This is a genomic window from uncultured Aquimarina sp. (genome assembly GCF_947496855.1).
GTDB lineage: Bacteria > Bacteroidota > Bacteroidia > Flavobacteriales > Flavobacteriaceae > Aquimarina.
This window is the reverse complement of the sequence record NZ_CANMED010000010.1, coordinates 79,337-100,051: the sequence shown is the minus strand read 5'-3', so window position 1 is coordinate 100,051 and position 20,715 is coordinate 79,337. Positions and strand designations below refer to the sequence as shown.

Below are 20,715 nucleotides of genomic sequence, written 5' to 3'. Positions count from 1 at the left end.
GCTACCGTTACAGGTCAAGATCCAAATGGAGATGATGTGATAGATCTATCTGACGATCCAATAAATACTACTGATGTTGATCTCGATAATGATGGCGATGCAGAAGATGAAACAATAATTGAAATCCTTTCGGATGATCCAATTACAATATATACTGGAATTACTCCAAATGGAGATGGAATTAATGATGATTTCAGAATTGTAGGGTTAAGAAACTTCCCAAATAATACATTGAGAATCTATAACAGATGGGGGGTTCAGGTATTTGAAGAAGATGGTTATGAACAACCCGGTGTAGAACTGTTTAAGGGAATAAGTAATGGAAGAGTTACTATTTCACAGAATAATAAATTACCTGTAGGTACATATTATTATGTGTTAGAATATGTTACAGATACAGGGCAAACAATGAATAAGGTTGGTTATCTATATATCAATATGTAAAGGAAATATATAACAGATATTTACAGTGAATATCTGTAAGATTATACTTAAATTTTTTAAATAGAAGTTAATGAGAAAAAAATATATACTAATTGTTACGGTTATTTTAGGCTTCGTCTTCCAACAAAGTAGTTGGGCTCAGCAAGACGCTCAGTATACACAGTATATGTATAACACAATTAGTGTAAATCCCGCATATGCAGGTAGTCGAGGAGTTATGAGTATAATGGGTTTACATCGTAGTCAATGGGTAGGATTGGATGGAGCTCCCCGTACTCAAACATTAACTCTTAATACTCCAATCGGAGAAAATAATAGAGTTGGGTTAGGGTTATCCATTATAAATGATGAGATTGGTCCAACTGATGAAACCTATTTTGATATTGATTTTTCTTATACGATTCCTACTTCGGATACTGGAAAATTAAGTTTTGGATTAAAAGCAGGTGGTCATTTGTTAAATATTGATTTTGATCGATTATCACAATTTAATACCGGAGATCCTCTTTTTGGTAATGGTAATATTGATAATAAATTTAGTCCTAACGTAGGTGTTGGGTTTTATTATCATACAGATAAATTTTATGTAGGGTTGAGTGCCCCAAATTTATTAGAAACAGATCATTTTGATGAAGGAGCTGAAATAGATGATAATGGTAATTCATCATTTATAGCTGCAGAACGGGTTAATTACTATTTAATAGCAGGACATGTTTTTGATCTTAGTGATACCGTAAAGTTTAAACCAGCTATACTAAGTAAATTAGTTTTTGGTGCTCCATTGCAAGTAGATTTGTCAGCTAATTTCTTGTTGTATGATAAGCTTACTCTTGGAGTAGGATACAGATGGAGTGCAGCATTCAGTGCAATGGCGGGATTCCAAGTGTCAGATTCTTTAATGATAGGATTTGCGTATGATAAGGAATCTACCGAATTAGGAAGAACACAATTTAATGATGGAAGTTATGAAGTTATGTTACGTTTTGAGTTATTCAGAAAATATAATAGAATGTTAACACCTAGATTCTTTTAGAAAAAATGACTATGAACTTTATAAAATATATTATTTCTACATTTTTAGTTTTTATGTTTTCGTGTGTTTCGATAGCACAAGAAAAACGACTCATAAGAGCGGATGAGAGCTTTAAGAGATATGCTTTCGTAGATGCTCGTAAAATTTATTTAGATGTGGCTGAAAAGGGATATGCTTCTGCGGATTTATTCAAAAAACTTGGAGACTCATATTACTTTAATGGACAATTAGAAAAGTCCGTTATATGGTATGAAAAATTGGTAAATGAGTATCCTGATGATTTGGATACAGAATATCTGTTCAGATACTCACAAAGTTTAAAAAGTATTAAACGTTACGATGAAGCGGATAAGATGATGGAAATGTTTTATAGCATAACCAATACAGATCAGCGTGCAGTATATTTTGTAAGTACACGAGACTATCTTAGATTTATTGAAATGCAATCTGGAAAGTTTACACTTAAAAAAACAAGCATTAATTCTGCTTTTTCTGACCATGCGCCTAGTTTTGATAATCTTGGGAACCTCGTGTTTGCATCCTCTAGAGGAAATCATAGTTCTATGTCAAAGGTTATTCATGAATGGAATGAAATGCCTTTTTTAGATCTTTATAAATCTGATATTGCAACTCAGGAAAATGTTTTAGGACAAGTAAAAAAGTTAAAAGGTAAAATAAATACTAAGTTTCATGAATCTTCTACCTCTTTTAGCGCAGATGGACAAATAGTTTATTTTACACGAAATAATTTTACAAAAAAGAAACTTAAATCGGATGAGAATGGAACCATTTTATTAAAGTTATATCGAGCAAGATTAAAAGGAAATAAGTGGGTTGATGTTGAAGAATTACCATTTAATAGTGAGGAGTATTCTGTTGCTCACCCTGCCTTAACTGCAGATGGTAAACAACTATATTTTGCTAGTGATATGCCAGGTAGTAGAGGGTTATCGGATTTATATAAAGTGGATGTATTCCCTGATGGTACTTTTGGTCAGCCTATTAATCTTGGGGATAAAATAAATACAGAAGGAAGAGAAACTTTTCCATACATAAGTGATTCAGGAAGACTTTATTTTGCCAGTGATGGACATGTTGGTTTAGGAGGGTTGGATCTATTTGTTACAGTTCCAGAAGAAGATGCTTTTTCTATTCCATATAATATAGGAAAACCAGTAAATAGCTCAGAAGATGACTTTAGTTTTGTTTTAAATGAAGAAACCAAAATAGGTTTTTTCTCCAGTAATAGACAAGGAGGCAAAGGAAACGATGATATTTATAGTTTTAAACAAATAGATGAATTAATAACCACGTGTAAGCAATATGTGTCTGGAGTGGTAACAGAAGACCCTACAGGTGAGATATTAGCTAATTCAGATGTGGTTTTATTAGATGAAGATGGTAATGAAATTGATAAAACGGTAAGTGATGATAAAGGTATTTATTCATTTGATGTAGAATGTGAGAAGTCCTATATTATTAGGGCACTTAAGGATGGTTATAAACCATCAGAAGATATATTGTTGACTAATACAGCCTTAGAATATACCCATACAGTACCGTTACAATTATCTAAAGGAGGTCTTAATAATAAAGAAATACTTCCTGGAGAGGATTTGGCAAAAGTATTAGATCTTCAAATTATCTATTTTGATCTGGATAAGTCTTTCATAAGACCAGACGCCGAAATAGAACTACAAAAGATAATAGCTGCGATGAAAGAATATCCTAAAATAAGAATTGATGTTCGTTCTCATACAGATAGCCGTGCTCCAGACAATTATAATTTAGCTTTGAGCGAACGAAGAGCAAAAAGCACTATTAAATATATAGTCAAAAAAGGAGGGATAGATAAATCTAGACTTAGTGGTAGGGGATATGGAGAATCTTCTTTGGTAAATAAATGTGATAATAATTCTGATTGTAGTGAAGAACGACATCAAGAAAACAGAAGAAGCGAATTTATTTTGTTAGAATGATAATTTATATACTTCTTAATTATTAAGAACCACAGTTAGATACAAATACTGAAATGATTTTATAAGTTTTATTTAAAAAATAATGAAAAAGAACAATATGATTTGTTAATAGGAGCTGATTTAATTTCAAAAATGAAAGTGTTTTTTATTTTTATATGACGATGGGAATAAAAACGTTAAGCAACAAATTCTTACAATAATTTCTGATCTTATTTTAGTATAGACCTCTCTAAACGTATGGGTAACGAAAGAGAGGTCTTCCTTATTTACAAGTTGTTTAAGATGCTTCTTACCTTTACTTGCTAAACGTGTTTTTAAGAGAAAAGATTGATTGTACTTCATATTGCGATAGAATCAACATTTTTTTATTTCTAAATTACTAATGTTTCCTATTTTAGCAGTCTATGATAGATGGTAAACTATTAACTTATTTAGAATCTTTTCTCACTCCTAGACGACAGAGTTTGTATAAAAAGGTAATTGAACAGCGAACCAATTACTTCACTGTAGCGGTAGAAGATGTGTATCAATTGCATAATACCAGTGCAGTTATAAGAAGTTGTGATGTTTTTGGTATTCAGAATGTCCATGTGATAGAAGAAATTAATGCGAAGCGTATTGATCGCGAAATTGCTATGGGAGCTCAGAAATGGGTGGATATTAATCGATATACGACTACCAAAGAATGTATTGCTTCTCTAAAAAGTAAAGGATATCAAATTGTTGCAACAACACCACATGATAATTCGGTGGAATTAAAGGATTTTGACATCAGTAAACCTTCAGTGTTTTTCTTTGGCCAAGAACAGGAAGGGTTAAGTGATACTGTACTAGATGCAGCGGATACAAAATTGCATATTCCCATGGTTGGGTTTACAGAAAGTCTGAATATTTCTGTTTCTGCAGCTATTATTTTACAACATATTACGTCATTACTTAGAAATTCAGATATTGACTGGCAGTTATCCGAAGAAGAAAAATTAGAAAAAAGATTAGATTGGGCTAAAAAAGTGATTAAAAGTCATGAAAAAATTATAGCGAGATATAAAGAAACGAATAAATGACAAATACTAAATAGCCAATTACGAATTACGAACAATGAGCCACAAATTCTAATTAATAACGTTTCTTTTTAGTTGTAATATACTTATAAATAAAGGTTTACACGTAAAAGGTTAATGTGCTTAAATCAAAAATCTTAAAAATTAATTCCCTATATTTGATAAAGACTAAACGTTTTAACTCCCTAAAAACACCTTTGTCATGAGCAAAAAACAGTCACCTACCAACAAAGTAAAAATGCTTCTAAAGCAGGTAAAAACAGGATTTAAATCCAATAAAACGGTAATCAATTATTCATCAGAAGTAGTTCATGATATTTTTCATAAAAGAACGAGTACTTCTTAATTTTGAATTTTACATTTCTTAAAGTATATTTAAAAAAGAAGGAATACTTTCTTAAATATACTCCAATTTCTAGTGGCTAATTATAAGCTTATGATACTCAGTTATTGTTTAGAAATATATTTTGAGTAAAATAGTTGTTGTAATCATAATTTTCTTTTACTTCTATAATTCTGGAAAAGTTTTTATAGTTAGAATCTGTTACTCTTAACTCCCAGAATCCTTTCGGTAACTGTAAAGCATACAGACCATTTTCAGATAATGTAGAAAAATGCCTTATCCCATTCTGAAATATCTCGATGGATATAGGATTCTGAATTTTCTGAAAGGTATTATTATCTAAAATTTGGCCTTTTACATTGTAAAAACCTTGCAATACAGGTTCTCTTTTTGATGTTTTAGAACCATTCCAGTTATACCACGTAGTAGCATTACTCCAAATCCATTTTCCAGTAAAAGCGTTGTTGTAACTAGAGTTGTTCATTTCAAAACGAATAATACCTTTTCTGTTTGCACGATAATTTTCAAAAGTACCTTCAAAGTATTCCTTACCATTTATGTAATGACGATACCCATAAATGACTCCGATGTTAGAATAATCTCCATAAATAAGTTCTCCACGTTCTACAAGTCTCAAAGGACCATATGTTGAGTTCCATGTTCCGGTCCAATCAATATTAGAGTAGCGACTGCTTTTTTGCGATATAGATGCATCTTCAATAAATAATCCATCATCTTCGTTTGAACAGTTAAATAAGGTTAAAGAAATAAAAAATAAGCTGAATAGTTTTAATGTTTTCATTTTTGAATGTTAATTAAGTTACATTCATTAGTGTGTAGTGATTTTTAAGGTTAACATAAAAACTAAATTTTTCTGAATGTTTATTATATTGTAACTATAAATGGTATAATTTAAATGAATAAATATGGTTACATGGTTTGAAATTCCAGTTATAAATATGGATCGTGCTAAAGCTTTTTATGAAAAGGTTTTTGATATTGAAATTGATATTCACAAAATGGATGGATTGCAAATGGGATGGTTTCCAAACAAAAATCAATCAGGTATTGCTACAGGATCATTGATTCATGCAGGAGAGCATTATAAGCCGAGCGAAAATGGTGTTTTGATTTATTTTTCCTGTGAGAATCTAGCTAACGAGATTGGTAGAGTAGAAGCTGCCGGCGGAAAAGTAGTATCTAATAAAAAACAAATATCACCAGAGAATGGTTATATGGGATATTTTATCGATTCTGAAGGTAATAGAATTGCATTACACTCCCAGAAATAGGAATAAATATTTATTTTCTATCTAATACTTTGTATTCTTCATAGCATTCGCTGATGGCATCAAGAATTTGAAGATCATTAGCAAATTTTATAAAATCTGCGGAGTAATTACAATTTCGTAGTATTTCATCAATATCCAAGCGCTCTACTTGTAGCAGCGCCATTAGCGTAGCTCTATCAAATTTCGTTTCTAAAAGATTTCTGATTTCATCATCTTTCTTCATCTTCCTCAGTTTCCGTAATTCATTAGATCGTTTACTGAACATATTATAGAGGAAATCTGCAGGATTAAAAATGGCTCCCAGTACCTTATTAACGGCTCCAGGCTGTCTACTACCTCCTTCATATCCCGAATTTAATCCAGAAATACTATATCTATAATTGTTATATACTGGAATTTTTTTGGCATCGATTTCTAAGTATCCTGTTAGTTGTATATCAGCGACAACAACTTCCTCCAGTGCAATACCAAGTTCTGTCATCTTGATTTTTACATCACCAAATTTTTTCCAGTCATTGGTAACTCTAACTCTAAGAGGTTTATATCCTATATACGTAAAATATAAAGTATCGTTTACTTTAGCTTTAATTTCAAAATCACCTTCATTGTTGGTTATGGTACCTATTACCTGACTAAGGTTTACCACGTGAACATTTTGTAATTTGATATCAGTAGAGGCATTAAGTACTTTTCCGGATACTGTTTCTGATTCAGTATCCTGAGCATAAGTACCAATGCCTATAACAAGTATTATGTAGATTAATATTCTTTTCAAAAGTTTATTTTTAGTAGTAATCTTATATTAACTATTATATAAGACGATCAATTTATACGAACATAACATAAAAATCGGACCAAAAATCATATAGTTTAGTTAATTCAGAAAAAATTATCTACGATCACTTCGTTTTCTTCGGTCTCTTCTTCCGCTACCTCCGCGATCACCACCACTGTCATTATCACGACGACCTTTTCCTCTAGGTGTAAAACCTTCGCTTCTGCGTTTTCCTTTAAAACCACCTCCGTTATTATCTCTGCGACGTCTACCGCCACCTCTGCTGCGACCAGAATCTTTAGAGATTTCTATGTTTACTTTTCTTCCTTCTAATTTGAAATCTTCAAAAATAGCTAGGATAGCATCCTGATGTTCTGAATCCGTATTAAAGAATGAGAAACTTTCCTTTACATCTACACGACTCACCGCATCTCTGCCTAAATCAAGTGTTTCTTTAAGGAAGTCTTTCAATCTCATCCAATCAAATCCATCTTTTTCACCAACATTGATAAAATAGCGTGTACTTCCTTCACTTGATCTAGAATCTCCTCTGCTTTCACCTACAGTATTAAGATCTTTAGCTTTCTTATAATAATTATGAAAGCGAGAGAATTCTACAGAGAAGAATTTTTTGATTAGCTCTTCTTTAGAAAAATCTTTTAACACCTCGTTAATAGAAGGTAAATAACTATCGATTTCATGATCGATTTCAGCTTTTGCTATGTCATTAGCTAAATGAAATAATTGAACCTGACATATTTCTTCACCACTTGGTATTTCTTTTTCTTCGAATTTCTGTTTAATAATTCGCTCAACGGTTTTGATTTTTCTAAGTTCACTTTTAGAAACAATAACCATCGAAACACCATTTTTTCCAGCACGTCCTGTTCTTCCACTTCTGTGCGTGTAAGTTTCAATTTCGTCAGGTAATTGATAGTTAATTACGTGTGTAATATCATCTACATCGATACCACGTGCAGCTACATCTGTAGCTACTAACATTTGGATCTGACGATTTCTAAAACTTTTCATAACCAGATCTCTCTGATTCTGACTAAGATCACCATGTAAAGCTGCAGCATTGTATCCATCTTCTATAAGGCTTTCAGCAACTTTTTGTGTATCTCTTTTAGTACGACAAAATATTACGGAAAAAATATCAGGATTGGCATCTGCTAATCTTTTTAAGGCTGCATAACGATCTCGAGAATTAACTACGTAATATTCATGAGATACGTTCTTAGAACCAGTATTTTTATGACCTACTGTTATTTCTACTGGATTATGCATGAAACGTTTAGCAATAGTAGAAACTTCTCTTGGCATAGTAGCAGAGAATAACCACGTGCTTTTGTCTTCTGGCGTGTGGGATAAAATAGCAGTAATATCCTCATAGAATCCCATATTAAGCATTTCATCAGCTTCATCTAGAACACAATAACCAATATTAGAGATGTCTACCATCTTACGGTTAATCATATCCTGCATACGTCCGGGTGTAGCAACTATAATTTGTGCGCCACGCTTAATTTCTTTTGCCTGATCGTGAATACTGGCACCTCCATAGATCGCTACAGTACGCAATCCTTTACTAAATTTGGAGTAATTTTTTAATTCGTTTGTAATTTGTAAACACAGCTCACGAGTAGGAGATAATATTAATCCTTGTGTAATTCTACTTTCGTTGTCTACTTTTTCAATTAACGGAAAACCAAATGCAGCGGTCTTTCCGGTTCCGGTTTGAGCTAATGCTACAATATCCGTGTCTTCATTAAGCAAAATAGGGATCGCCTTTTCCTGTACTTCACTAGGGGTTTCGAACCCCATTTCATTCACAGCCTTAATAATGGCTTCGCTGAGGCCTAATGCTTCAAATTTGTTCATATAATTCAAAATAAGCCGCAAAGGTACGGTTTATTATCTGTCTATAATAATAACGAAGTAGTTATTCTGATGTTACAAAACAATTAATAATATTAGTTAGAAAAACAATAATAAAATTACCTAATAATCTCAATTTCAAAAAGTTTGTCCCAATTTTTACCAGTAACAAATAATTGTTTTGTGTCTTTTTTGTATGCAATACCGTTTAAAACATCTAGGTCCGAATGTTGGGTTACTTTTTCTCTTAGACCAGATAAATCTATAACCGCTTCTAATGCTCCATTTTTAGGATTAATAACTGCAATTCCATCTTTTTGCCAAGTGTTTGCATAAATTTTACCGTCTATCCATTCTAACTCATTAAATTTTGATTTTATCTTCTTATGAGTAGTAACTTCTATATAAGATTTTTCTGCTAAAGTCTCAGGGTCTAATATCCAGATTTTTTCTGTCCCATCGCTCTTATAAATTTGTTTACCGTCATTACATAATCCCCAACCTTCTTTACTTTTATTATAAGCAAAGTTTCCAGTCTTTTCTAATGTATTTTGGTTATAGATAAATCCTTCTTTAGATTGCCAGGTTAATTGAATTATTTTGTCTTTAACGATTGTAATCCCTTCAGCAAAATATTTTTTATCAATATCTTTTTTCGCGATTACTTCTCCCGTTTTATGAGCTACTTTTCTTAATGATGATAAACCATTTTTACCGGTACTTTCATATAATGTGTCTCCTACAAATTCCAGGCCTTGTGTAAAAGCACTTTGATCGTGGGGGTATTCTGCAATAACTTTATATTTATATAACTTAGGAGGAGTGTTATTAAAGAATTTGAGTTTCTTATAAATATCTTCTTCTTTTCCTTCATAATATACAATAGCTTTTAGAAGATGTTTACCCAATCTTTCATTATCAATTTTCTCTTCATATGTAAAACTACTGGTAGCATTTGTTCTAATGTCATCTAAAAAGAATACTACAGAATCAATTTTAATCTTTTTGTTATTAACTATACTAGCTTTTATAGTTTCGCCTAGTTTAAATTTGATCTCATTGTTATCTGTTTTTATTGAAAAATATTTTTTTTTCGCATCGACATTACTGCCACAAGAAAAAATGAGAACGCATAATGTTATGATGACGAAGAGGTTACGTTTATTCATGATGTTGATCAAATTTAGAGCAAGATATTTATTTTAATTGGGTTTAAAAAATCATTGTTTTATATACTAAAGATTGTATCTTTGCAGCGGCAAGTCCTACACAACTAGCTCCTGTTGAATCCTCCAGGGCGGGAACGCAGCAAAGGTAAACGGTTGTAGCGGTGTGATGTAGGTAGCTTGCCTTTTTTTGTACCCGATACTTTCCTTAGTTTTAAGTTTTTTAAGTTTTTTAAGTTTATTTCGTAATTCTAAATTCATAATTCTAAATTCCGAATGTATATTTGCGAATATGAACACAGATCAAAATTCTAAAATTGTCTTGATAACCGGAGGCTCTTCTGGCATAGGCAAATCTATAGGGATCTTTCTTACTAATAAAGGGTATGTCGTATATGGAACTAGCAGAAACCCTTCACGTTTTTCAGATTTTGATGTATTTACCTTGTTGCAATTAGATGTAGCTGATAAAAACAGTATAGCATCTACTGTGAAGACTATTGAACAAAAACACGGAAGATTAGACGTGTTGATTAATAATGCCGGAGCGGGAATTACAGGCCCATTAGAAGAAATTCCTGAAGAAGAGATTCTTAGAAACTTTACCACTAATTATTTTGGACCTATTAACGTGACCAAAGCTGTTTTGCCATTAATGAGAAAACAAGGGAGTGGTTTGGTTATTAACATTACTTCGATAGCATCATATATGGGATTGCCCTATAGAGGGGTTTATAGTGCCTCTAAAGCCGCTTTAGAAATGACTACTGAAGCTTGGAGAATGGAGTTAAAGTCGTTTAATATTAATATGACCAATATAGCACCAGGAGATTTTGCGACCAATATTGCAGCTGGTAGATATCACGCTCCTGTTATAGAAGGTTCTCCTTATGAGAAATCGTATGGTAAATCTTTACAATTGATGGATGAGCATGTGGATGAAGGTATGGATCCTGATAAGATGGCCAAAGCTGTGTATGAAGTAATACGCAGTGCAGAACCTAAAGTTCATTATAAAGTAGGAGCGTTTATGCAAAAATTCTCAATTACTTTAAAAAGAATTTTACCAGATAAAGTATATGAGAAGTTATTAATGAATCATTATAAATTGTAATTTTGGCCGCGTAATTATGAGCTATAATTTTAGAATAAGAATCTTAAAAAATAAATACTAATTTTAAACACAACAATATGAAGTTTTTTATTGATACTGCTAACCTTGATCAGATTAAAGAAGCACAAGATCTTGGTGTACTTGATGGAGTTACTACGAATCCATCATTAATGGCTAAAGAAGGTATCACAGGGAAAGAAAATATTATAGAACATTATAAAAAAATATGCGATATAGTAACAGGAGATGTAAGCGCCGAAGTAATTTCTACCGATTTCGAAGGGATTATTAAAGAAGGAGAAGAGCTGGCTAAACTTCACGATCAGATCATAGTAAAAGTTCCAATGATCAAAGAAGGTATAAAAGCAATAAAATATTTTAGTGATAAAGGTATAAAAACTAATTGCACATTGGTTTTTTCTGTTGGACAAGCATTATTAGCTGCAAAAGCAGGGGCAACTTACGTTTCTCCTTTTATTGGTAGATTGGATGATATTTCTACAGATGGATTAAATTTGATAGCAGAGATTAGATTAGTGTATGATAACTATGGTTTTGATACACAAATTTTAGCAGCTTCTGTAAGGCATACAATGCACGTTATCGATTGTGCAAAAATAGGAGCAGATGTTATGACAGGACCGCTTTCTTCTATAGAAGGATTGCTAAAACATCCATTGACAGATATTGGCTTAGCAAAATTCTTAGCTGATTATAAAAAAGGGAACTAAATATCTCCAAACATAAAAAATTAAAAACTGTTCTTTAATCTAGAACAGTTTTTTGCTTTTCTAAAGTAGCCAATCTGCTGTAGCTCATTAATTGTTTTTCGAAAAAAGAAGAGAATAGATTCGCATTCGGATTGATTATTTTGCCATCACGGTCAACTAGAATAACTTTATTTGTATAATGGATTACTAATTCGTCAGAAGAGCATTTAGGGAATTTAAATTCATACTCACGATCTAAGTTATAGTGATGTCTTTTTATGGTTTTTAACCAGTTATCGGTTTGCTCATCATCCGTATTTATTCCTATGAAATCAATGTTAGGATATAATTTACTTAAATAATCTGCTTTCTTGTGAGCTTTAATATAGTGATCTTTTCTTTCTATAGACCAAAAATATAAAGCCGTGACAGGCTTTTCGAAAAGAGCAGATAACCTAGTCATTTCTCCATTCGAAGAAATAAGATCTTGATCTGGAATAATATTATTGGGTTTAAGTCTGGCTGTAGATTTTGCTAATTTCACCAGTTCACTCTGAAACTTTTCGTCACTACTAATAGATAAATAATGATTAAGAACTTTCTGAGAAGTATAATCATTTTTGTTATCTAAAATAAAATTTGTTGTGATCCCTCGTAACAGGTTATTCTTAATGTAAGAATGTTGTATCATACTATCCACAAGATCTAATTTGTACATCGTGTATGCTACTTTACTCTTAGAGAAAGATTTTTGATTCATGTACTTTGTATACGATGAATTCGTAAAATAGTGATTTAAAAATCTATTGTAAGAATACAATCTCATTAAATCATCATCATTAAAATCGCCTTTATCTCTGTAATCAAAAAAATCCTTAGGATATTCTGCGGTAACATTAACATTCTTTATTCTAGAGTATTGTTGCTTATATAAAAACATTTCATACCTAGAAAAGAAATCATATTCAAAGCTTGATCTACATATCTTTTTAGAAAGATCACTTAATTCATATTTACTAGTAAGAGATTTGAATCTTTCTTCTCTTAACTCAAATAAAGAATCCTGTTGTTTTTTAAACTGTTTCGGGGTTTGTTCAATTCTTCTTTTTAGCAAGTTTTCTCTTTCTAGTTCATTTTGCAAAAACATATCAATCAAAAAATTGTTTTTTCTAGCGCCTTTGCCTGTGAAAACCAATGATTCATCGAATTCTAAAGTATTTAAACGTACTAAAACACTATCTCCTTTTTCTAAAAGTATTAACTGATATTCCGGGTTGTGCCTAAAGGAATATAAACCTTCTTTCAGATTCTCTATTTTGTGTGAGAATCGATTATTCTTATCAAGATATATAGTATCCAGATGTTTTTTATCTTTAAAAAGAACAATATAATCTGCGTTGGGGTTTATGATTTCTCCACCAAAATATATATGGTCACTCGTGACTTCTGTTGTAGGGTCACAATTAGACAAACAAAAACAAGCAATAGAAATACAGATAAGATATTTTATCCTTACGAAATACATTTGGGCGCTATTATTTTAATGACAAACATTCAAAAATAAATGTAAACACTGCTATCGCTTGTTAAGGATTCGTTAATTGTGTTATTATTAGTGAATGTAGAACGAAGGTTGAAACTTTTTTATACTTGTTCAGCTTTTCGATACTATTTTTAGTTTGGTGGATTCAATTTAAAATACTACCATATTCTTTCAAGTTCTGGATCCATTTTTCTACTTTTGCCGAAAATACAATTTATAGCTATGTTATCAGTTTCTAATCTTTCAGTTCAATTCGGTAAGCGTGTTTTATTTGACGATGTAAATACGAGTTTCGTACAAGGTAATTGCTACGGTATTATCGGCGCGAACGGTGCAGGGAAATCTACTTTCTTAAAAATTTTAGCAGGAGATTTGGACCCAACTTCGGGACATGTGGTTCTAGAAACAGGTAAGCGAATGTCTGTCCTGTCTCAAGATCATTATGCTTATGATGAGTTTACTGTCTTAGAGACTGTTGTAATGGGAAATAAAATACTATACAATATAAAAAAAGAGATTGATGCGCTATATGCAGATTATACGGATGAGAATGCAGAAAAGATAGGAGAACTTCAGGTACAGTTTGAAGAAATGAATGGGTGGAATGCCGATAGTAATGCAGCGACTATGCTTTCTAATTTAGGGATAAAAGAGGATTTGCATTATACAAGTATGTCGGATTTGGATACGAAACAACGTGTTCGTGTATTGATAGCTCAGTGTTTATTTGGGAAACCAGATGTGCTTATTATGGATGAGCCTACCAATGATTTGGATTACGAAACGATTTCTTGGTTAGAAAACTTTTTAGCTAATTTTGATAATACAGTTATTGTTGTTTCTCACGACCGTCACTTTTTAGATTCTGTTTGTACTCATATATCAGATATTGATTTCTCTAAAATTAATCATTACAGTGGTAACTATACGTTTTGGTACGAGTCTTCCCAGTTAGCAGCAAAACAACGTGCGCAGCAAAATAAGAAATCAGAAGAAAAGAAGAAAGAATTACAAGAATTTATAGCTCGTTTTAGTGCTAACGTAGCTAAGTCAAAACAGGCGACTTCTCGTAAAAAGATGATTGAGAAACTTAATATCGAAGATATAAAACCTTCTAGTCGTCGTTACCCTGCTATCATTTTTGAAAGAGATAGAGAAGCCGGAGATCAGATTCTTAATGTAGAAGGATTAGCAGCAGTGAGTCAGGAACAAGAACAATTATTCAAAAATATTGATATTAACTTGGCAAAAGGAGATAAAGTAGTTGTTTTCTCGAAAGATTCTCGAGCTACTACTGCTTTTTATCAAATTCTAAATGAGAATCAAAAAGCTGATGCCGGTAAATTTGCTTGGGGTATTACAACTACGCAATCGTATTTACCTGCAGATAATAGTGAGTATTTCAGAAATGATTTAACCTTAGTTGATTGGTTACGTCAATGGGCAACTACAGAAGAAGAAAGAGAAGAAGTATTTGTGAGAGGTTTCCTTGGTAAAATGATATTTAGTGGGGAAGAGGCACTAAAGAAATCTAACGTATTATCAGGAGGTGAAAAAGTACGTTGTATGTTATCCAAAATGATGATGACAAGAGCGAATGTATTGATGCTAGATGAACCTACAAACCACTTAGACCTAGAATCAATTACTGCATTTAATAATTCTTTAAAAAACTTTAAAGGAACTATTCTTTTTACAACACATGATCACGAGTTTGCGCAAACTGTTGCAAATCGAGTGATTGAGTTAACACCAAATGGAGTGATAGATAGGTATACTACTTTTGATGAGTATATGAGTGATAATAAAATTAAAGAGTTACGTGAGAAAATGTATGCGGTGAATGTGTAAAACGTAACAGAAAATTTAGAAGAAATTCGCAAAATCCTGCAACTTGCAGGATTTTTTTTACATCTTTATTTCTCAACTAATCCCTCAAACTTAATATACATATATTCAGTAATTGCAGATTCTAATGTCTGTTGATTGTTATTAAAAAAAGTATGATCCGTAATGAGTTGCATAATAAAATACTCATCTAATTTGATTAATAGTTCTGGAGAAACAGCTTTAAACATATTGTTTTCAATCCCAAAAATGTAAAAATCCTTTAGATCTTTTAATAAGCCGTGTAAAAATTCTTGAACTATGCTCCACGCACCTGGATAATGAATTTGTAGTTGTTTTAGAAAGAAAGGTGAAACATCTTTTACACCTTCACTAAGAATTTTAGCTAACGTTTCGTATTGATAATTTAATCCAGATAGTTTTCCAGAGATTTCATTTTTATACACTTTAAGATAATCAATTCTGACCTGGGTGATATATTCAAAAATTTCTTCTTTGGTTATAAAGTATTGATAAATAGTAGATTTACTTTTGTTCATTAATCTAGCTAGATCGTCTATAGTAAGATCTCCGAGTTCAGCTGTTCCTAGTTTAAATAGAAGTGCTTGTGTCCATTGTTCAACCTTTTTGTTTTTATCTTTTCTCTCTCGGCTAATTGATTTTCTTCCCATACTTGGTAATTTACTAAAACCGAACTATATTTGATTTAATAGTTCGAAAAAATCCACATGTTTTTTCAAACATAACCAATTGAGTTTTGAAAAATAAGGCAGTTTAAAAAAAATATTTAGAAAAGTAGTCTAATCAGCCTTAGTTCTTAATATATAATACTAGTGATTTATTTAGAGGATGAAATAAATCGGCGAAGTTTAGTAAACCATATGTATCCAGTAAAATTTGATATAATTGTAGAATATGATAATTAAAGAAGAATATGATTATGTAATTATTGGTAGTGGTTTTGGTGGATCTGTAAGTGCATTACGTCTTTCAGAAAAAGGATACAAAGTTTTAGTCATTGAAAAAGGGAAATGGTATAAGTCCAAAGATTTTCCGAAATCAAACTGGAATCTCAAGAAATGGCTTTGGGTTCCTTTTTTTAGGTGGTTTGGTATTATGAAGATGTCTTTCTTTAAACATGTAGTTGTTATTTCTGGAACGGGAGTAGGAGGAGGTTCACTAGTATATGCGAATACACTTCCTGTTCCAAAAAAAGAATTCTTCACTTCTGGAAGTTGGAAAAACCTGGCAGATTGGCAGTCAGAATTAGTACCATTTTATCAGACTGCATTGAAAATGTTGGGAGCTCAAAAAAATCCTTTGCTTTTCGATGGAGATGAAGCACTAAAAGAATTAGCAGACAGAATGAACATAAAAGATGACTTTTCTACTACAGATGTTGCTGTTTTTTTTGGAACACCTAATAAAACAGTCCCCGACCCTTATTTTGAAGGAAAAGGACCTGATCGAACTGGTTGTAATTATTGTGGGGGTTGTATGACAGGATGTAGATTTGGAGCAAAAAACACATTAGATAAGAACTATTTATACTTAGCTCAACAACTTGGTGCTGATGTGCTGGCAGAAAACGAAGTTTTTGATGTTGTTCCTTCTCTCGATGGATACGAAGTTAGGTTTAAGTCATCTACTCGTTTTTTTAAGTCAAAAAAATCTGTAAAAACAAAAGGAATTGTTTTTTCCGGAGGTGTTTTAGGTACAGTAAAGCTATTACTTAAGTTAAAACAAAAATCGCTTCCAAGTTTATCCAATCGTTTAGGATCAGATATTCGAACTAATAATGAAAGTCTAATTAGCGTGACAAATCTGGATGGTAAAAAAGATATGTCTAAGGGTGTTGCAATAGGTTCTATTTTGAATACGGATAAGAATAGTCATTTAGAAATTGTACGATACGCTAAAGGTTCAGGATTTTGGAGGTTGTCACATTTACCATTAACCTATGGTAAAAATACAATAGTGCGGATTACAAAAATGTTCACTAGTTTTATTAAACACCCGTTATCATACCTTAAATTATATACAACAAAAGATTGGGGAAAAAGTACCGCTATCCTTTTATTTATGCAAACCTTAGACAGTACACTAAAATTTAAAATTAACTCTTTAGGATTTATGAATACTAAGGTTACAGTCGGTAAAAAACCAAGTGCTTTTATACCTAAATCTATTAGTTTAGCAAAGAAATATGCAGAATTGACAGGAGGTAAGGAAACTGTGTTTGGATTAGAACCACTAGCAGGAATTCCTTCTACTGCTCATATTTTGGGAGGTGCTGTGATGGCAGCCAATATAGAAGAAGGAGTTATTGATAAGAACAATGCGGTATTTGGATACGAAAATATGTATATCTGCGATGGATCCATGATATCCGCCAATCCAGGAGTGAATCCATCATTATCTATAACCGCTATAACAGAAAGAGCTATGAATAATATACCAACTAAAGGGCTTTAGTTTTTGTGAGAATCTTGATTCTGAAAATGCCTGTAAATCAAAAAACCACCATAGGCAATGAATAAAATAGTAAGAATAACTCTGTAGTCCCACTCCGATTCAGTGCGAGTTCTTTGGTATAGCCTAAAACTTCCAAATAAGACCAGTGCAATACCGATCATAAAATCCCACTTCTTCCTAGGTAATTGATCTTCTTCTTTCATACTCAATCAAGATAAGCTTTTTTCTATAATTGGAATTGCTTCTTCTGCATCTGTCTTTTTTACAAAAAGTTGAATATGGTCTGGGATTCCACCACCAAAACCAGCCACCATACCTGATTTCATGTCGTCTCTGGTTATAGAATTGATGCCGCTATCCTGAAGCAAATTTTGTAAAAATTGGATATTAATTAGGCTACCTGTATATACTCTTTCGTATTCACTTTCGGGAAACATATATTGTTGTTAAGCGTTAAAATATTTACTATCCCAGATAGCTGTATTAAAGTTTTTACCTAGAGCAAACCCATAGAACAACACAACTGCTGCAACAGATTTAAACATAAAGAGAAATATCATTATAAATTCTGAGGTATTACTTTCTTTACTAAACAATCCTTGCGGGACCATAAAGGTAATTAAAAGACTCACTAAAAAGGTGAGAATTAATAAGTTTTCAAAACTCTTAAAAAACCACATCATTAATTTACGAAATGGATGGAGATCATCTCCCCATTTATGGATTAGATAATAATAGTCATTTCCCATTGGAGCAAAAAGCAAAGGGTCATCTGCATTAGCCAGCTTAAATAGTTTAGATGGAGCAATAATCTTAAAACCTTTTAATTCTGTTTCGTGAATTTTTTCTAAATCCATTATCTTTGATATTGCTTCCTGAGGAAGTTTACCTTTGAAGTATTTAGAATCTAAAAAACGTAATCTATAGTCTATACAGATCTTTTTGATTTGGTCAATATGATAAATGTTAGGACTTTTTAGGTAATCAAAAATGAAATTATTTTCTATCACTGGAGCACCGTTTTCTAGCATATTAACAATACGATCATTCTTTTTGTTTTCCTCTTTAAAAATAGCTTGAACTTGTAATTCCCAACGTGCCGGGTCAAATTCTTTATCACGTAGTTGAGTAAGTTTTTTTTTGATATTAGTCTTAGGAATCATCATTGTTCTTTTCTTTAGCTACACTAAATTAAGTATTTACGATTTTGATTGCAAGGTTTTTCTATTTTTAACAAATGTTGAATAATAAAAAAGGGATAACATTTCTAATTATTTAATAAACACTTTTATTTGTGGTTATAAGGAATATAGTTTTGCCACTTCCAAGGTGTGAATTTATCTCCTAATGCAACCTCTAATAATTCTTTGAAAATACTCTCACCATTATCACTATTGGTCATTATTATTATTCCTTTTTCCGCTTCTGGAAATACAATCGAGTAGTGTTGAAAACCATCACCGTGTCCTTCTTTAAAAGCTCCGATTCCATAAAGAGATGTCAATACACCCCATCCTAACCCATAACTAAGCTGGATATTATCGTGAAAGACTCCTTCTTTATGAGATAATGGACCAAATTGTGCTAACGTTCTGATTCTTATTTGCGGCTTGAAGATTTCGTTCCACGAATCTTTAGAAATGATTTTATTTTGTAATACAGCTTCAATAAATTTTGTGTAATCTCCAGAAGTTGTTTCTAATGTACCGCCACCTCTAGGTTCATTATCCTTGTCCTTTTTAAAAAGACTCCCTTCAGCAGTATGACCATATGCAAAGTCATTTTCAAACGTTTCATTCCACTGATAACTAGAGTGATTCATTTTTAATGGTTTAAACAGTTTATCCTGTGCTATTTCTTCAAGTCCTTTACTAAGCAATTTTTCTAATACTACTTGCAAATAGATAAAACCTTCTCCCGAATAGCTATAGCGAGTACCAGGTTCAAAATGAACTTTTAACTTTCGATCAGATTCGTACCATCTATAGTTATGGAATCCTGTAGTATGTGCTAAGCACATGCGAGCGGTTATTTTGTGATATAGTGAATCTGTTTTTAAAGCGGAAAAATCATCATGCCACCTTGTTTTAGGTTCGTATTCGTGTATTTTTTTAGGTAGGTAAGATTCTAATGGAGTGTCTAGATCAATAACTCCTTCTTCTACCAGTTTCATGACCAGAACGGAAAAAACTGCTTTACTAAAAGATGCACCATAAAAGTTGGTGGAGTCTGTTAATGGACTTTTTTGTTTATAATTTTTATATCCAAATTCTTTCTTATAAATAGCTTGATTTTTGTTGAAAACAGTTACCGCGATCCCCTGTACATTTGCGTCGGTAACCAATTGTTCTATTTTGGATGTTAAAGAATCTTTAGTAATAGTGGAATTATCTAATCTAACTATGTGTTCTGATGTGTTAGTAGAGCAACTAATAGAGCTAAGTGAAATTATTGTAAGAAGAATCCCTATATATTTTGTGCCCTTACTTTTTCTCAGAAAAGGAATAGATAAGGGGTAGTAACATTTTTTAGAGTTTAACACAGAAATAATGTTTATAATCATCACAATGATACTATATGGAATAACTGTTATAAAAAGAAAAAAACCAAGACCAGGTAATGTGACTAATGCTATAAATGAAAGAATAAATAAAATAGTCATCGTGATTTGAAAATTTATTATGGACCTCCCATGGCTGTTATAGATTTTATTATCCTCTCTTTTGTGTATCCAAAGAAATATAGGTAATAAAATATTACATAACGGAATTACAAACCCAAGTATAGGAGTTGCATGGAATAGTAATAACCATTTTTGTTGTATCGTTTCTTCTTTAGGGTTTTCTAAAGGAAGAAGATCATCTACTTCGATATCTAATGCCGTGGCTAATAGCTTTACCGTTTGTAAATGCGGATTTACTTCTCCTTTCTCTATGCGCTGGATTGTTCGTATTCCTACTTTTGTTCTATCCGATAACTCTTCTTGTGTGTATCCTTTTAGTTTACGTTGATACAATAGATTTTTTGAAATTGATTGATGTTCCATGTTTT

General features: G+C 32.0%; 20 protein-coding genes and 1 other RNA gene. 11 read left to right on the top strand and 10 right to left on the bottom strand.

The window, feature by feature from the left end; genetic code table 11:
• The 5 genes from Q0921_RS24440 to Q0921_RS24420 all read left to right on the top strand — a co-directional run.
• A partial coding sequence (locus Q0921_RS24440) for a gliding motility-associated C-terminal domain-containing protein (RefSeq protein ID WP_299261728.1) occupies window positions 1-444 on the top strand: 444 nt, incomplete at its 5' end.
• Between the two features lie 70 nt (window positions 445-514).
• Window positions 515-1,477 (top strand): type IX secretion system membrane protein PorP/SprF, encoded by a 963-nt coding sequence (locus Q0921_RS24435; RefSeq protein ID WP_299261726.1) that lies wholly within the window; start codon window positions 515-517, stop codon window positions 1,475-1,477.
• 11 nt (window positions 1,478-1,488) lie between these two features.
• Entirely contained in the window at window positions 1,489-3,456 is a 1,968-nt protein-coding gene (locus Q0921_RS24430; protein ID WP_299261724.1) for an OmpA family protein, read from the top strand.
• A 404-nt stretch (window positions 3,457-3,860) separates the two neighbouring features.
• Entirely contained in the window at window positions 3,861-4,520 is a 660-nt protein-coding gene (locus Q0921_RS24425; protein ID WP_299261722.1) for an RNA methyltransferase, read from the top strand.
• A 199-nt stretch (window positions 4,521-4,719) separates the two neighbouring features.
• On the top strand, window positions 4,720-4,863 hold the full coding sequence (locus tag Q0921_RS24420) for a hypothetical protein (RefSeq protein WP_299261720.1): 144 nt from the start codon (window positions 4,720-4,722) through the stop codon (window positions 4,861-4,863).
• A gap of 97 nt (window positions 4,864-4,960) precedes the next feature.
• Here the strand turns inward: Q0921_RS24420 and Q0921_RS24415 are convergent, their stop codons facing one another.
• On the bottom strand, window positions 4,961-5,662 hold the full coding sequence (locus tag Q0921_RS24415) for a hypothetical protein (RefSeq protein ID WP_299261719.1): 702 nt from the start codon (window positions 5,660-5,662) through the stop codon (window positions 4,961-4,963).
• 124 nt (window positions 5,663-5,786) lie between these two features.
• Here Q0921_RS24415 and Q0921_RS24410 point away from each other — a divergent pair, with 124 nt between their 5' ends.
• Window positions 5,787-6,152 carry a VOC family protein gene (locus Q0921_RS24410; RefSeq protein WP_299261718.1) on the top strand — a complete coding sequence of 122 codons (366 nt, stop codon included), beginning with the start codon at window positions 5,787-5,789 and terminating at the stop codon, window positions 6,150-6,152.
• A 10-nt stretch (window positions 6,153-6,162) separates the two neighbouring features.
• Here Q0921_RS24410 and Q0921_RS24405 read toward each other — a convergent pair whose 3' ends face one another.
• The 3 genes from Q0921_RS24405 to Q0921_RS24395 all read right to left on the bottom strand — a co-directional run bounded on the left by Q0921_RS24405 (window position 6,163) and on the right by Q0921_RS24395 (window position 9,977).
• Window positions 6,163-6,927: a carboxypeptidase-like regulatory domain-containing protein gene (locus tag Q0921_RS24405; RefSeq protein ID WP_299261717.1), complete on the bottom strand. Its 765-nt coding sequence runs from the start codon at window positions 6,925-6,927 to the stop codon at window positions 6,163-6,165.
• A gap of 114 nt (window positions 6,928-7,041) precedes the next feature.
• Complete coding sequence (locus tag Q0921_RS24400; protein WP_299261716.1) at window positions 7,042-8,811, bottom strand: DEAD/DEAH box helicase; 1,770 nt, start codon at window positions 8,809-8,811, stop codon at window positions 7,042-7,044.
• Window positions 8,812-8,927: 116 nt separating this feature from the next.
• Entirely contained in the window at window positions 8,928-9,977 is a 1,050-nt protein-coding gene (locus Q0921_RS24395) for a glutaminyl-peptide cyclotransferase (protein WP_299261715.1), read from the bottom strand.
• A gap of 87 nt (window positions 9,978-10,064) precedes the next feature.
• On the opposite strand from Q0921_RS24395, the gene ffs reads away from it, so the two are divergent.
• The 3 genes from ffs to fsa all read left to right on the top strand — a co-directional run bounded on the left by ffs (window position 10,065) and on the right by fsa (window position 11,819).
• Window positions 10,065-10,163, top strand: an RNA gene (gene ffs / locus Q0921_RS24390) — signal recognition particle sRNA small type.
• 103 nt (window positions 10,164-10,266) lie between these two features.
• Window positions 10,267-11,088, top strand: coding sequence for an SDR family oxidoreductase (locus tag Q0921_RS24385; RefSeq protein WP_299261713.1), 822 nt, complete (start codon window positions 10,267-10,269; stop codon window positions 11,086-11,088).
• Between the two features lie 77 nt (window positions 11,089-11,165).
• A complete protein-coding gene (gene fsa, locus Q0921_RS24380; RefSeq protein ID WP_299261711.1) occupies window positions 11,166-11,819 on the top strand; it encodes a fructose-6-phosphate aldolase in 654 nt (217 codons plus the stop codon).
• Window positions 11,820-11,853: 34 nt separating this feature from the next.
• Here fsa and Q0921_RS24375 read toward each other — a convergent pair whose 3' ends face one another.
• Window positions 11,854-13,323 (bottom strand): hypothetical protein, encoded by a 1,470-nt coding sequence (locus tag Q0921_RS24375; protein ID WP_299261709.1) that lies wholly within the window; start codon window positions 13,321-13,323, stop codon window positions 11,854-11,856.
• 240 nt (window positions 13,324-13,563) lie between these two features.
• Here Q0921_RS24375 and Q0921_RS24370 point away from each other — a divergent pair, with 240 nt between their 5' ends.
• Window positions 13,564-15,192 carry an ABC-F family ATP-binding cassette domain-containing protein gene (locus Q0921_RS24370; RefSeq protein ID WP_299261707.1) on the top strand — a complete coding sequence of 543 codons (1,629 nt, stop codon included), beginning with the start codon at window positions 13,564-13,566 and terminating at the stop codon, window positions 15,190-15,192.
• Window positions 15,193-15,257: 65 nt separating this feature from the next.
• On the opposite strand, the gene Q0921_RS24365 is transcribed toward Q0921_RS24370, so the two are convergent.
• Window positions 15,258-15,860, bottom strand: a complete 603-nt coding sequence (locus tag Q0921_RS24365) for a TetR/AcrR family transcriptional regulator (protein ID WP_299261706.1) — start codon at window positions 15,858-15,860, stop codon at window positions 15,258-15,260.
• A 244-nt stretch (window positions 15,861-16,104) separates the two neighbouring features.
• Between Q0921_RS24365 and Q0921_RS24360 the strand changes: the two genes are divergently transcribed.
• Entirely contained in the window at window positions 16,105-17,664 is a 1,560-nt protein-coding gene (locus Q0921_RS24360) for a GMC oxidoreductase (protein WP_299261704.1), read from the top strand.
• Here Q0921_RS24360 and Q0921_RS24355 read toward each other — a convergent pair.
• The 4 genes from Q0921_RS24355 to Q0921_RS24340 all read right to left on the bottom strand — a co-directional run bounded on the left by Q0921_RS24355 (window position 17,661) and on the right by Q0921_RS24340 (window position 20,710).
• Window positions 17,661-17,867, bottom strand: coding sequence for a hypothetical protein (locus tag Q0921_RS24355; protein ID WP_299261702.1), 207 nt, complete (start codon window positions 17,865-17,867; stop codon window positions 17,661-17,663). The genes Q0921_RS24360 and Q0921_RS24355 overlap by 4 nt on opposite strands.
• A 6-nt stretch (window positions 17,868-17,873) precedes the next feature.
• Complete coding sequence (locus tag Q0921_RS24350) at window positions 17,874-18,101, bottom strand: DUF2007 domain-containing protein (RefSeq protein ID WP_299261700.1); 228 nt, start codon at window positions 18,099-18,101, stop codon at window positions 17,874-17,876.
• Window positions 18,102-18,110: 9 nt separating this feature from the next.
• Complete coding sequence (locus Q0921_RS24345) at window positions 18,111-18,830, bottom strand: hypothetical protein (protein ID WP_299261698.1); 720 nt, start codon at window positions 18,828-18,830, stop codon at window positions 18,111-18,113.
• 122 nt (window positions 18,831-18,952) lie between these two features.
• Window positions 18,953-20,710: a serine hydrolase gene (locus Q0921_RS24340; RefSeq protein WP_299261696.1), complete on the bottom strand. Its 1,758-nt coding sequence runs from the start codon at window positions 20,708-20,710 to the stop codon at window positions 18,953-18,955.
• Window positions 20,711-20,715: the final 5 nt, after the last annotated feature.

Coding starts and splice junctions, on each gene's coding strand:
- Q0921_RS24435 (WP_299261726.1), top strand. CDS start 515: ATGAGAAAAAAATATATACTAATTGTTACGGTTATTTTAGGCTTCGTC.
- Q0921_RS24430 (WP_299261724.1), top strand. CDS start 1,489: ATGAACTTTATAAAATATATTATTTCTACATTTTTAGTTTTTATGTTT.
- Q0921_RS24425 (WP_299261722.1), top strand. CDS start 3,861: ATGATAGATGGTAAACTATTAACTTATTTAGAATCTTTTCTCACTCCT.
- Q0921_RS24420 (WP_299261720.1), top strand. CDS start 4,720: ATGAGCAAAAAACAGTCACCTACCAACAAAGTAAAAATGCTTCTAAAG.
- Q0921_RS24415 (WP_299261719.1), bottom strand. CDS start 5,662: ATGAAAACATTAAAACTATTCAGCTTATTTTTTATTTCTTTAACCTTA.
- Q0921_RS24410 (WP_299261718.1), top strand. CDS start 5,787: ATGGTTACATGGTTTGAAATTCCAGTTATAAATATGGATCGTGCTAAA.
- Q0921_RS24400 (WP_299261716.1), bottom strand. CDS start 8,811: ATGAACAAATTTGAAGCATTAGGCCTCAGCGAAGCCATTATTAAGGCT.
- Q0921_RS24395 (WP_299261715.1), bottom strand. CDS start 9,977: ATGAATAAACGTAACCTCTTCGTCATCATAACATTATGCGTTCTCATT.
- Q0921_RS24385 (WP_299261713.1), top strand. CDS start 10,267: ATGAACACAGATCAAAATTCTAAAATTGTCTTGATAACCGGAGGCTCT.
- fsa (WP_299261711.1), top strand. CDS start 11,166: ATGAAGTTTTTTATTGATACTGCTAACCTTGATCAGATTAAAGAAGCA.
- Q0921_RS24375 (WP_299261709.1), bottom strand. CDS start 13,323: ATGTATTTCGTAAGGATAAAATATCTTATCTGTATTTCTATTGCTTGT.
- Q0921_RS24370 (WP_299261707.1), top strand. CDS start 13,564: ATGTTATCAGTTTCTAATCTTTCAGTTCAATTCGGTAAGCGTGTTTTA.
- Q0921_RS24365 (WP_299261706.1), bottom strand. CDS start 15,860: ATGGGAAGAAAATCAATTAGCCGAGAGAGAAAAGATAAAAACAAAAAG.
- Q0921_RS24360 (WP_299261704.1), top strand. CDS start 16,105: ATGATAATTAAAGAAGAATATGATTATGTAATTATTGGTAGTGGTTTT.
- Q0921_RS24355 (WP_299261702.1), bottom strand. CDS start 17,867: ATGAAAGAAGAAGATCAATTACCTAGGAAGAAGTGGGATTTTATGATC.
- Q0921_RS24350 (WP_299261700.1), bottom strand. CDS start 18,101: ATGTTTCCCGAAAGTGAATACGAAAGAGTATATACAGGTAGCCTAATT.
- Q0921_RS24345 (WP_299261698.1), bottom strand. CDS start 18,830: ATGATGATTCCTAAGACTAATATCAAAAAAAAACTTACTCAACTACGT.
- Q0921_RS24340 (WP_299261696.1), bottom strand. CDS start 20,710: ATGGAACATCAATCAATTTCAAAAAATCTATTGTATCAACGTAAACTA.